This is a genomic window from Variovorax sp. P1_G12, from assembly GCF_056405555.1.
In genome coordinates this window covers 1-11,590 of record NZ_JBFUBW010000071.1, presented here as the reverse complement: position 1 = coordinate 11,590, position 11,590 = coordinate 1, and the positions used below count along the sequence as shown (strand labels likewise).

General features: G+C 64.9%; 10 protein-coding genes and 2 pseudogenes. 10 read left to right on the top strand and 2 right to left on the bottom strand.

Annotation, left to right across the window (positions count from 1 at the left end):
* Positions 1 to 387: 387 nt before the first annotated feature.
* Positions 388 to 1,422, bottom strand: a complete 1,035-nt coding sequence (locus AC1D2O_RS37215; RefSeq protein WP_478158882.1) for an IS110 family RNA-guided transposase — start codon at positions 1,420 to 1,422, stop codon at positions 388 to 390.
* Here AC1D2O_RS37215 and AC1D2O_RS37210 point away from each other — a divergent pair.
* Positions 1,394 to 1,807 (top strand): CHAT domain-containing protein, encoded by a 414-nt coding sequence (locus AC1D2O_RS37210; RefSeq protein WP_478158881.1) that lies wholly within the window; start codon positions 1,394 to 1,396, stop codon positions 1,805 to 1,807. The two genes, AC1D2O_RS37215 and AC1D2O_RS37210, sit on opposite strands and share 29 nt — an antisense overlap.
* A 354-nt stretch (positions 1,808 to 2,161) precedes the next feature.
* Here the strand turns inward: AC1D2O_RS37210 and AC1D2O_RS37205 are convergent.
* Positions 2,162 to 2,467: pseudogene (locus tag AC1D2O_RS37205) on the bottom strand (IS110 family transposase); the annotation flags it as partial.
* A 255-nt stretch (positions 2,468 to 2,722) separates the two neighbouring features.
* On the opposite strand from AC1D2O_RS37205, the gene AC1D2O_RS37200 reads away from it, so the two are divergent.
* The 9 genes and pseudogenes from AC1D2O_RS37200 to AC1D2O_RS37160 all read left to right on the top strand — a co-directional run.
* Entirely contained in the window at positions 2,723 to 3,643 is a 921-nt protein-coding gene (locus AC1D2O_RS37200; RefSeq protein ID WP_478158880.1) for a LysR family transcriptional regulator, read from the top strand.
* Between the two features lie 145 nt (positions 3,644 to 3,788).
* The gene (locus tag AC1D2O_RS37195) at positions 3,789 to 5,039 is read left to right on the top strand and encodes a D-amino acid dehydrogenase (RefSeq protein WP_478158879.1); all 1,251 of its coding nucleotides are present in this window, start codon (positions 3,789 to 3,791) and stop codon (positions 5,037 to 5,039) included.
* Between the two features lie 24 nt (positions 5,040 to 5,063).
* On the top strand, positions 5,064 to 5,438 hold the full coding sequence (locus AC1D2O_RS37190) for a RidA family protein (RefSeq protein WP_478091551.1): 375 nt from the start codon (positions 5,064 to 5,066) through the stop codon (positions 5,436 to 5,438).
* Between the two features lie 82 nt (positions 5,439 to 5,520).
* Positions 5,521 to 6,954, top strand: coding sequence for an N-acyl-D-amino-acid deacylase family protein (locus AC1D2O_RS37185; RefSeq protein ID WP_478091549.1), 1,434 nt, complete (start codon positions 5,521 to 5,523; stop codon positions 6,952 to 6,954).
* 89 nt (positions 6,955 to 7,043) lie between these two features.
* A complete protein-coding gene (locus AC1D2O_RS37180; protein WP_478091547.1) occupies positions 7,044 to 7,253 on the top strand; it encodes a hypothetical protein in 210 nt (69 codons plus the stop codon).
* Positions 7,254 to 7,318: 65 nt separating this feature from the next.
* Positions 7,319 to 8,767, top strand: coding sequence for a gluconate:proton symporter (locus tag AC1D2O_RS37175; protein ID WP_478091546.1), 1,449 nt, complete (start codon positions 7,319 to 7,321; stop codon positions 8,765 to 8,767).
* Between the two features lie 11 nt (positions 8,768 to 8,778).
* Positions 8,779 to 9,651 (top strand): serine hydrolase, encoded by an 873-nt coding sequence (locus AC1D2O_RS37170; RefSeq protein ID WP_478091545.1) that lies wholly within the window; start codon positions 8,779 to 8,781, stop codon positions 9,649 to 9,651.
* A gap of 9 nt (positions 9,652 to 9,660) precedes the next feature.
* Positions 9,661 to 10,500, top strand: coding sequence for a carbon-nitrogen hydrolase family protein (locus AC1D2O_RS37165; RefSeq protein ID WP_478091543.1), 840 nt, complete (start codon positions 9,661 to 9,663; stop codon positions 10,498 to 10,500).
* Positions 10,501 to 11,386: 886 nt separating this feature from the next.
* A pseudogene (locus tag AC1D2O_RS37160) lies at positions 11,387 to 11,590 on the top strand (hypothetical protein); the annotation flags it as partial.

The following is an 11,590-nucleotide window of genomic DNA, read 5'->3' as shown; positions in this document are numbered from 1 at the left end:
CGTTGATGGCAATACAGGTAGGACCGGGGCTGGTCAAACCTGACGGATATAACGAGCTTCGAGCTCGCAGTCTTATTGAGGAGCCAGCCAGCGCATTCCATCAGGGCCGAAGCGCTTCATGCGTCTGAAGGTCGGATGTATGTCTGCAATCTTCTCCTGCTCGCCAGCAACGTGACATAGCCTTGCAAACTGGGGGCGTCCATGTATACATTCGGCCTTGGATGCAGGTTCCGCCTGCGGGCCCTGATGGAATTCGCCAAGAACTGCCTCATCTAGTCGCCGCGCTTTGAGCGCAAGACATTATTCAGGTTTGAGTTCTTGCGGTCCGACCTGTCGTGCCATCACTTCATCATCAACCTGCGCAACCTTCGGTGCACTCTCATCGAACTAGGTCATTTGCGCCTGTGGCCGGGTTCTGATGTAACCCGCTTGGTAGGCTTGACCATGAGCGAGAATCGCCCACGCGGTTCGTGCCATCTTGTTGGCCAATGCGACGACCGCGACATTGGCATGACGCCGCTTGCTCAGTTCCTCTGCCCAGGGATTCGGCTTGCTCGATCTGAACAACACCGATCTGGCGCCATGAATCAGCAGGGTGCGCAGGTACGGATCCCCGCGTTTGCTGATCGTGCCCAGCTGAATCTTGCCGCCGGTTCCGCGCTGCTGCGGCACCAGCCCTATGAACGATGCCAGCTCACGCCCCGACTTGAAGGTGCGTATGTCACCCACGGTGGCGACCAATGCGCTGGCAGTCAAGGGGCCTATGCCCGGGATCGCCAACAACGAACGGCAACTGGCTTCCTGTTTCGGCCAGGCTGCTATTCTTTTCTCGAGAACCGAGATTTGTTCGTCCAAACTGTGAACGCGCGCGAGTTGCTCTCGCAGCACGTCCATCAGCAGACCGGGCACGCGCCCCTCAATGTCAGCCATTCGATCTTGCAGTTCGGCCAAACCGGCCTGCCTGCCAGTTCTCAACGTCACGCCAAACTCGTAAAGCAGACTGCGCAGCTGATAGATCTGCATCGTCCGGAACTTGGTCAGTTGAGTGCGCACTCGGTGCAGTCCCAGCACCGCTTGCTGTTCCTCACTCTTGACCGCCACCGTACGCATGCCAGGCTGCTGAACTGCAGTCCAAATCGCCCGGGCATCAGCAGCGTCGGTCTTATTGGTTTGCACAAAAGGTCGAATGAACTTGGCGTGCAACAACACTGCTTCGTGGCCAAGCGCGCGAATCTTGCGCGCCCACCAATGCCCACTGCCACACGCCTCAAGCGCGACCCTCCCTGCAGAGCTCTTCGACAAGAACTCAAGCAATTCCGTCCGGCTGAAGCGTCGATTCACGATCTCTCCGGTGTCGGCATCGACCCAGTGCATCTGAAATACGCGCTTTGCGATGTCCAGACCATACGTCGTACGATTCATTTCGGTCCCTCCGTTCCTGAGGTGGTGGATGGAGACGTCACTTTGGCACCGTTCGGTCCCGGGGTGCCTCTATCTTTGCCCACCCCGCCCCGAAGGGCGGCGGGTGTCCATCCCATCTAGTTGCGAGAGTGGACGTGGGCGACTCGCAGCAGGGGAGGGCGTGCTGGGCCTGCCCTATGCCTTCTTCTCGGCCGGGGCGCTGAGCACGGTGCTCACGTTGTGGAAGATCTACGATGACGCTGCCACGGCGAACCTGGTAGACCAGTTCATGGGCGGAGTGCGGCGCGGGTTGCCTGCGGACGAGGCGCTCACACTGGCCAAACGCGCGATTCGGAAGGCGGCCGATGACGCCAGCTGGGCGCCATTCATGCTGCTCGGCCGTTGAGCATTGGCTGGCCAGTCGATGTGCGGCATCCGATGATTCATCGGCCGCCCACATTGCGCGGCGTAGCTCCGTGCTTGGCAAGAATCCGCGCGACGTCGCAAGTTTCGGCTAGCACGCCGCCTCGTTGACGGCGTACCAACGGCGCTACCAAGAAGCAGAGATTTGGTTTCAAGACGCCATCGTCGACCTGGCGCTACGGTTAAGGAGCGACGGTTGGCCAAATCGGCAAGGTCGCCTGTAGCGACTGGTTCGGGGAACGGTCTAGCCAGGTGTCGGCGTCGGTCCCTGACCCGAAGACCGCGGCCTCCAGCATCCCGTGCTCCAGGAACGCCGTCAGCGCGGCCCAATTGCTCATCGTGTAACAGCCTCGCAGATCGCTTCTGCATCGAGCGTGTCGTTCTTGTTTGTCTTGACATACGGCTTGACGAACTGCGGCGCCATCATCTTCACGCGATGCCCGAGCGCGGTGAGCTTGGCCGCCCAATAGTGCGCCCCGCCGCAGGCTTCGATACCGATCAAGCAGGGCTCCAGACGCGCGAAGAACGGTGCAACTTGGTTGCGCTTGAGCTGCTTGCGAAGTACGGCGACGCCGTGCTCGTTGATGCCGTGAACTTGAAACACGTTCTTGGCGAGGTCCAAACCAATCGTCGTGATCTTCATGAGCTGCCTCCGATATGCAGGTGGGCAACATCGCCCGCTGACACTCTGGCAGCCGGCGGACGTCGAAGAAAGGGGGCGTCCATTCCAGTAAGACTGCAGCCCTGCCTCCTGCTTCTTCACACACACGAGTTACTTGCGATCCGGGAGGCGCCCATACAAGACCATTCCTAGGGGGCGCTACCCCGGCAAATTGCATCAGAATCAAGGAAATCCCTTGCACCGCGGCCAAAACCATCATCCCTTTCATCCCGCTTCATGCGCCTGCGTCATCTCGAAGTATTCCATGCGGTCATGCGTACCGGTTCCCTGAGCCGCGCCGCGCAATTGCTCTGCGTGTCTCAACCAGCGGCCAGCAAGGTACTCGCGCATGCCGAGCGCGATCTCGGGCTGAAGCTGTTCACGCGAGCCCACGGCCGCTTGCTGCCTACGCGAGAGGCGGAACTGCTCTACTCCGAGACCGAGCACCTGTTCGCGAACCTGGAAAATGTCAGGCGGCTGGCACGCAATCTCAAGCGGCATCCCGAGGGGCATCTGCGCATAGGCTGCCTGCCGAGCCTTGGTCTGAGCCTGATTCCGCAGGCGGTGCGTGACTTCCGGCTGCAATGCCCGGGGGTTTCGCTGGAGATCCAGACGCGTCATGGCGACGAACTGTTGGCGCTGGTGCTATCGCGGGCACTGGACCTCGCTGTGGTGTTCGATCCGCCGGCCCAGCCGGGCGTGGCAGTGGCCAATCTTGGACGCGCCGCAGTGGTTTACCTCGGGCCGCCGCAGGGCGAGGCGAAGCACGAATCCGTCCGCTTGGCCGAGCTTGACGAGCAGCGCTGGATCGGTATCGGAAGCGGCGATCCGCTCGGCGGTCTGATCGCGCAGGCTTTCCATGCGCTTGGCCTGGAAGAGCGCACCCCCATGATCGAGGCGCGCACCTACTATGTTGCGGCCGCCCTGGCGGAATGCGGCGTGGGGTATGCGCTGGTAGACCAGTTCACGGCGCAGTTCGCTGCGCGCGCCAGCCACGGTGACTTAACCGTGCAGCCGGTGTCGCCAGCGCTGTCCGTCGGAGTGATGGCGATCCATCCGGAGGGCGGCGTCTCGTCGCATGCGCTGGACGCGCTGCTGGAAGTGTTGCGCGAGCAACTGACTGCGACGCCCGTCGCGGCGCCGAAGGAGTGCCCATAACCTTGGGTTATGGGGGGGGGCTAAAAGTTCATTTGAACCTGCCTCCTGTCGCATCCACACTCTCGCTGTCCCCAGCCAGTCCGCCAGCCGCGGACCCGGCGGGCTTGGAGAGTGGCAGCAGGATATCGAGGCAGGAAAACATAGCATGCGGATTTGCGTACTTGGCGGCGGCGTGGTGGGTGTCGCCAGTGCATACTACTTGGCGCGCGAAGGGCACACGGTGACCCTGCTGGAAGCGCGCGAGGGTCTGGCGCTGGAAACCAGCCAGGCCAACGGCGCGCAACTCAGCTACAGCTATGTGGCGCCGCTGGCCGATCCGGCGGTGCTGCCTAAGCTGCCCGGCTGGCTGCTGGACCGCGATTCCCCCCTGCGATTCGTGCCGCGCTTGGAATGGCAGCAATGGCGCTGGTGCCTAGCCTTCCTGCGAGCCTGCCGCGGCGACGTGGCGCGTGCCGTCACTGCCGAATTGCTTGGCCTTGGCTACCACAGCCGCACCCTGGTGCATGAGCTCGTTGCGCGAGAGCAGATCGAATTCGACTACCAGCGCAACGGCAAGCTGGTGGTATACCGCGATCCGGTGGCGTTTGCCCATGCGCGCCGCCAACTGGACTACCAGGCCGCGCTAGGCAGCAACCAGCAGGCGCTGGACGGCACGGCCTGTATCGCGCTCGAACCCGCGCTGGCGCATCTCAGCGATCGGCTTGCCGGCGGCGTTCATACGCCCAGCGAAGATGCCGGCGACTGCCATGCCTTCACTACGAACATGGCGGAATTGACCGCGCGGCGCTATGGTGCGAAGTTCCTCTGCGGTGCGCGCGTAACCGGGCTGCGCCGCGAGGGGCGCGCCGTGGTGGCGGTGCGCACAGAAAGCCACGAGGTCGAGGCCGATGCCTTCGTTATCTCAGCCGGCATGGGCAGCGTACCCTTGCTGGCCGAATTGGGTCTGCGCCTGCCGATATTCCCCCTGACCGGCTATAGCCTGACCGCGCCGGTGGACGACAAGCACCGGCCGCCTGGGATCAGTATCACTGACCTCCACCACAAGGTGGTGTATGCGCGCCTGGGGCAACGCCTGCGCGTTGCCGGCATGGTGGACCTGACCGGAAGGCGCCCGCGCGCCGACCAGCGGCGCATCGCCTTGCTCAGCCGGCAGGCACGCGAAACTTTCCCCGACGGCGCGGATTTCGATGCGGCGGCCACCTGGTTTGGCAGCCGGCCGGCAACACCCGACAGCAAACCGTTGATCGGCGCAACGCCCTACACCAACTTGTGGCTGAACACCGGTCACGGCGCGTTGGGCTTTACCCTTGCCTGCGGCAGCGCGGCCCTGCTTGCTGACGCCATCGCGGGGCGCCAGCCGCCGCTGGATGCCTCTGCTTTTGCGCTGGCGCGCTGACTTTCCTCACTGAATCGAGAGTTCATGAAACAGATCATTGATACCGGGTTGCCATCCTCTGCGGCACCTGTCGAGTGGGCCGTGCTGAGCAATGGCATTCTCTTTACCACGCAGATCCCCATCGGCGCGGACGGCATTGTGGTGTCTGGCGGCATCGAGGCGCAGGCGCGCCAGACTCTGGTCAACCTGCGCACGACATTGGAGGCGGCAGGGGGTACGCTGGCCGACCTGACCCAGGTCCTGGTCTATGTCACGGACCGCTCGCACCTGGCCAGCTTCAACGCTGTCTATGCCGAGTTCGTGCCGCCTCCGTATCCGAACCGCGCGGCGTTCGTGACGGTGGGTTTCGGCCGGCCGGAGATGCTGGTCGAAATCGTGGCCTACGCCGCTCTTAGCTGACGTGGCACGCGTGCAGACTATCCCCCAAACGTTCATCCGCATGCGCATCGCGCGTCGCGGGTCGGCTTCCCGGAATTGAACCATGCCCTCTTGCGACTTGTTGTTCCTGAACGGTCAACTGATTGATGGCACCGGCGCCCCCCGGCGATCCGGCGCGCTGGCGGTGACCGGCGACCGCATTGCCGCCGTAGGCGACTGCGCTGGGTGGGACGCCGTCCGTACCATCGACGCTGCTGGCCGCGTGCTGGCGCCGGGCTTTATCGACGTACATACGCACGACGACAGCGCCTTGCTAAAGACGCCGTCGATGCCGGCCAAGACCAGCCAGGGCGTAACCACCGTGATTGCCGGCAATTGCGGGATCAGCATCGCGCCGCTGGTGCCGCGCAATCCCTTGCCCCAGCCGCTGACGCTGCTCGGGGAAATGCCCGACTTTTGCTTTGCCACCGTGGCGCAATACCGAAGCGCGCTTGAGGCCGCGCCGCCTAGCGTCAATGTCGGCCTGTTGGTGGGGCACAGCACGTTGCGCGCGGGGGCCATGCAGGACACCACCCGCGCCGCGAGCGCCGGCGAGATCGAGGCGATGAGCGCGGCCCTGGCGCAGGCCCTGCAGGACGGAGGCCTCGGCCTGAGCACGGGGCTGAGCTATCCCGCCAGCCGCGCGGCGCCCACGGAAGAGGTGGTCGCGCTGGCGCGGGTGACGGCGAGCCATCCCGGTGCCATCTACACCACGCATATGCGCAGCGAACGTGACCAGGTGATCGAAGCCGTGCGCGAGACGCTGGAGATTGGCCGCGAGGCGGCCATCCCCGTCGTGATCTCCCACCACAAATGCATCGGCCGCAGTAATTTCGGCAAGACCACGGTGACGCTCGAACTGATCGACCGGGCGCTTGCCACACAGGACGTCGCCCTCGATGTCTATCCCTATACCGCAAGTTCCACCGTTCTGTTGCCAGAGTTCGTTGGTGAAGCTGAGCGCATCATCGTCACCAGCTCGCAGCCGCATCCCGAGCAGGCCCGCCGCGACCTGCACGAGATCGCCGCCGAATGGGGGGTGTCGCAGGAAGAAGCGGCGGCGCGGTTGGGACCCGCCACCGCTATCTACTTCCAGATGGACGAGGCCGACCTGCGCCGCGTGCTGGCGCATCCGCGCACCATGATCGGCTCGGACGGCATCCCCGGACCCTATCCGCACCCGCGCTTGTGGGGCAGCTTCCCGCGCGTGCTCGGCCACTACGCGCGCGAACTCGGACTGCTGACGCTGGAGGACGCGGTCCGCCGCATGACCTCGCTGCCCGCCGCGGTCTTCGGGCTGCCCGGGCGTGGCGTGCTACGCGAAGGATATGCGGCGGACCTGGTGCTGTTCGATCCCGGCAGCGTGATCGACCGTGCTGACTATACCCAGCCGTGCGAGCTGTCAGCGGGGATCGAGCAAGTCTATGTGAACGGCTGTGAGGTCTGGGGGAGCGAAGGCGCAACCGGCGCCGCCGCCGGCCAATTCCTTACCCGCTGAACTCTGGGCGCGCAGATAAGCCTTGACTACCCGAGGAGGCCAAACAATGAAGAAATCCTTGCCCCTGTGGCAGCGCCTGGTATGGCGTGGTGGCGCCGGCACAACTGCCCGCCGACGTGCGCACCAGGCTGTCGGATGCCTCTATCGCCGCGCTCAAGGATTCAGGTACCCGGCAACGGCTGGTCGATGCTGGCGCCTATCCGGTCGGGAACGGCCCGGAGGCTTTCGCGCGCCAGATCGGCGGGGAATATGAGCGCTGGGGCGCGGTGATCCGCAAGGCCGGGATCACACCGCAATAAGTGCAAGAAGGCCGGACGCGGGGAGCGTAACGGCTGAACAAGAGATTTGAAAGAACGGAGACGACATGACCTTATTGACACAGAAGGCAGCTGCCTCGCGGCCGCCCGCTGCTGGCGCGCTGCAACCAGGCCGGCGCAATGCCGCCATCGCGGTATTCTTGCTTGGACTGGCGATTGCGCTGTACACCCACTCCACCATGGCAGGTCAAACCAGCCTGTGGGGACTGACGCCGGTACTGGTATTTGCTGTCATTGCACTTTTGGGGGTGGATATCGTGCTATCCACCATCGCCGCGATCGTGCTCGGCGCCATCATGACGGGCACCACGCCCATCGGCATGGGCAAGCTGCTGGCGGACTCGCTAGGTTCCTTTATCGCGGTGGTTGGTCTGATCATCGTGCTGGGTGCAGGCGTAGGCGAGGTCGCCTCCCGCACCGGGGCCGCAGAGCAGATGGTGCGCGCCATCGTGCGCCGCATCGGGCTGTCCAACCAGGTGCGCGTGCGCCTTGGCATCATGGTGACCTCGACGCTGATCTGCGGCGCGCTGGGCACGCTGGCTGGCGGCAATGCCATCATCGCTGCCGTGGTGATCCCGATTGCGGCCGCCGTACGCCTGTCGCCTCCCGCGGTAGCCGCTCTGTTCCAGACCGCCGGGTCGGCCGGGCTGGTGCTGGGGCCCTTCACACCCAACGTGGTCACGGTGACCGGGCTGACTGGCCTGAGCTACCCGGAGTACCTGCTGGTGGCCGGCATCCCGATGGCCGCCGCGACGTTGCTGAGCGGCTGGTTCATGTCGGGTCGTATCCAGAAGATGACCGAAGCCAGTCACCAGTATGAAGAGGCGGGCGCGGGCGGCATGGCTGCCATCGACCTCAACGCCAAGCCGTCGCGCCAGGCCGTGCGCGCGGCGTGGGCCTTCTGTCTGACCATCGTCGCAATGGCGGTGGCCGGGGTGTTGGCCAAGGCGGGCTACGCGTTCGCCATCATCGTCATGGTCTCGCTTGCCGCAACCACCGGGCTGGCCGGAGGCATGAGCCCGCGCGCCATCCTGCAGGCCATGTACGCGGGCGCCGGCAAGCTGATCTGGATCTTCTTCCTGTTCTGGCTATTCAATCCGGTGCTGGTGCTGGTCGACAAGCTCAACGCTTACCACGCATTGTTGGACCTGGCGAGCCCGCACCTGGCCGGCATCGGCGGCGCCATGCTGTGCGTGATCGTGTTGTGGTTCAACGTGATCGGGCATATCCCTGGCGCGGCGGTGGCGCAGATGACGTTCACGGCCAAGATCTTCGGTCCGCTGCTGGCGGCCGCCGGGGTCGGCCCGGCGGCCACCACCGCGGTGATCCTGGGCAGCTCGCAGATCGACTGGTTCGGGCCGTTCCCCACCTCCGACATGTTCGGCCAGATGGGGCTGGCGCGCTCGACCCAGCTCAAATACATGCTCTACAACGGCTGGGCCGTGATCGTGGTGAACCTGTGCTTGTTCTCCTCCCTGTTCTTCTTCCTGGTTTAAGGAGAGAGATCATGTTCCCGCTAGGATCGCATCCGCTGGACGCGCACGCATTGCGCCAGCATGTCGAAGCCGGCCTGGCGCCGCTGCTCGCGGCGACACCGGCACGCGTTTCGATCAGTCTGCGGGGCCTTGACGGCAGCGTAGTGCTGGAGCGCGACGCCGCCCGCGTGCGGCCGTCCGCCAGCATCATCAAGCTCCCCATCCTGCTGGCCCTGCTGGAGCGGGTGGCGGGTGGCAGCTACCGACTCGACGAGCAACTTCCCCTGGAGGCGGGCGCGCGCGCGGGCGGCACCGGCATTCTCCATCAGTTGCCCAGCGTGGCCAGCCTGTCGCTGGCGGAACTGGCGCGGCTGATGATCGTGCTCAGCGACAACGTGGCCACCAACGCCCTAATCGGCTTGCTCGGCTGCGCAGAGGTTACGCAGTGGTGCCGGCGTGCCGGCCTCGCGGGAAGCTGTTTGCAGCGGCGCATGATGGACGCCGGGGCGAGGAAGGCTGGTCTGGACAATTTCACCTGTGCGGGCGATGCCGCGGCGGCGCTCGGCTGGCTGTTGCGCGAGGCCTCGTTGCCGGCGGCACTGCGGACCTTCGCGCTTTCCTTGCTGGCCGACCAGCGCGATCGCGCCCACTTCGGCGCCGCACTGCCGGGGCAAGCGCATCTCGCCAACAAAACCGGCCAGTTGCCGGGCCTGCGCCATGACGCCGGCATCCTCACCGTGGGCGATTGCAGCGCGGTGCTGGCTGTGCTGGCCGATGGATTCACCGATCCCCGTACCGCGCACACGCTCGATGGCGGAGATGGCGCCGAACTGCTGGCGCGTATAGCGCGGGTGGTGGCGCAAGGGTTGCTCGCGCAGGCAGGCGAGCCGCAGGCAACGGAATAAGGAGCAGTCATGCCAATCAGAGTGGCAGCGATTCAACTCGACAGCCAGCAAGACCGCGACGCGAACCTGGCGGCGCTGGAGCGCTGGATATTGGCCGCGGCCGGCGACGGCGCCAAGCTGATCGTCACGCCGGAATACAGCGATGTGCGCGGCGACGCGCAAACGCTGCGAGTGGCGGCCAGCCCGATACCCGGCGAGGTCACCGGGCACATCGCGGCGCTGGCGCAGCGCACCGGCTGCTGGATTCACCTTGGCTCGATGCACGAGCGGCTGGCGGACCAGTCCCGGCTCGGCAACAGCGGCATTACCTTTGCGCCGGACGGCACCATTGCCGCGCGCTACCGCAAGGTCCACCTGTATGACGCGGTGGTCGGCGGTGTCTCCTATCGGGAGTCTGCCGACTTCGCGCCCGGCGAACACTTGCAGACCGTCGAGGCGGCGGGGCTGACGCTTGGCCTCAGCATATGTTACGACTTGCGCTTCGGGGAGCTGTATCGCACGCTGCGCGGGCGTGGCGCCAATGTCCTAGTGGTGCCTGCCGCCTTCAATCTGCATACCGGGCGGGATCACTGGGAGACTCTACTGTGCGCACGCGCCATTGAAAACCAGTGCTATGTGGTGGCCGCCGCGCAGATCGGCGGCGCCGGGCCGGGATTGCCGTGTCTCGGGCGCAGCATGATTGTCGATCCCTGGGGCACCGTGTTGGCCTGCATGCCGGACCGCACCGGTTATATCCTGGCCGATATCGATCCCGAGCGGGTAACGGCCCTGCGCGCCGGGTTGCCGGCATGGGAGCATCGCCGCACCGACCTCTTTTTCCGCGACGGGGGCGGCGCGACGGCGGACTGAGCCGCGCGCAGCGCTGTGTGCCTCGCACGGCTGTGCGGCCTGCTGTGCGCGGCTCGACGCGCCTGGAGATGCGCATTGCTGCGGGAACTTTCGCCGCGTGCTGAGCGGCCCGTTCACGCCACCGACTTCGATTCGTTGACCTTCCTTGTAGAACACTACTGGCGCAGTCCTCGTCTCTCCGCGGGTCATTTCGCGCTCGAAGCCGCCCGCGCGCGGGTGCAGCTTGTCTCAACTCACTCGTGGCTGACACGCAACGTGAGTGGGCGCTCGGAAGAAGGCCGCGAGGCTGTTGCGGCGCCGAACGAGAAATAGCGCTTCATCTTGCTGATGCTGCGGCAGCCAGCGCGTGGGTTGGAAATTCTGAGCAGCCAAGGCCGGAATCGCGGGGGTATCACCACTCCGATCTAGCCAGCAATGCCGGTAGCGGGTTGGTGGCCGACTTTGTCAACGCTGCTTTCAAATGTCGCAGCGCCAGCGAAGTTGAAATGTCGCATTTCTGGCCTCTTCTGATGGGATCCGACGAACGCCGTGACTGCCTTGCCTCTGCACTACAGGTCCTTGTCAGCCGAAGGCCGGAGCGATCGGTTAGTTTTGCCGCGTTGAACGAGCTGTTGCTTTCGGAGCACGTTGACGCGCCTCTGAGTTCGCAGCGTTCGGCGAAGGGTTCATTGATTTGCAAGCCTTGCGCAATGCCTGCTCAAACTCTTTTTGATCCAGCCGGGGGGGATTTGACTTTTCTCACTCGCTCTCCGCCCCGGAAAAGCCCGCATGGCATAGGAAGAAGAGGGCGCCGCGGTCTGGCGTGACCCTGCGACAAACTGTCATGGCCTTGCGGGGGCGGCATGGCCGGCTCTCGCACATTTGGCATCCTCGCAGGAGCCCTCTCATGCCCTTCCTCGCGCCCTCGTTCGCCCGCCTGCCACCCCTGGACTACCTGCTCGCCGACCAGGTCGAGCCGCGCAAGCACGTCGCCCGCCACCTGGGCGTGAGCCTGCGCACCCTGCAGCGCTACCAGGCCAGCGGCAACGCACCCCGGGCGGTGTACCTGGCTACCAGGCCAGCGGCAACGCACCCCGGGCGGTGTACCTGG

Excerpts from the sequence above, each read along its gene's own strand:
- AC1D2O_RS37210 (WP_478158881.1), top strand. The coding sequence starts at position 1,394 with ATGTCCAGACCATACGTCGTACGATTCATTTCGGTCCCTCCGTTCCTG.
- AC1D2O_RS37215 (WP_478158882.1), bottom strand. The coding sequence starts at position 1,422 with ATGAATCGTACGACGTATGGTCTGGACATCGCAAAGCGCGTATTTCAG.
- AC1D2O_RS37200 (WP_478158880.1), top strand. The coding sequence starts at position 2,723 with ATGCGCCTGCGTCATCTCGAAGTATTCCATGCGGTCATGCGTACCGGT.
- AC1D2O_RS37195 (WP_478158879.1), top strand. The coding sequence starts at position 3,789 with ATGCGGATTTGCGTACTTGGCGGCGGCGTGGTGGGTGTCGCCAGTGCA.
- AC1D2O_RS37190 (WP_478091551.1), top strand. The coding sequence starts at position 5,064 with ATGAAACAGATCATTGATACCGGGTTGCCATCCTCTGCGGCACCTGTC.
- AC1D2O_RS37185 (WP_478091549.1), top strand. The coding sequence starts at position 5,521 with ATGCCCTCTTGCGACTTGTTGTTCCTGAACGGTCAACTGATTGATGGC.
- AC1D2O_RS37175 (WP_478091546.1), top strand. The coding sequence starts at position 7,319 with ATGACCTTATTGACACAGAAGGCAGCTGCCTCGCGGCCGCCCGCTGCT.
- AC1D2O_RS37170 (WP_478091545.1), top strand. The coding sequence starts at position 8,779 with ATGTTCCCGCTAGGATCGCATCCGCTGGACGCGCACGCATTGCGCCAG.
- AC1D2O_RS37165 (WP_478091543.1), top strand. The coding sequence starts at position 9,661 with ATGCCAATCAGAGTGGCAGCGATTCAACTCGACAGCCAGCAAGACCGC.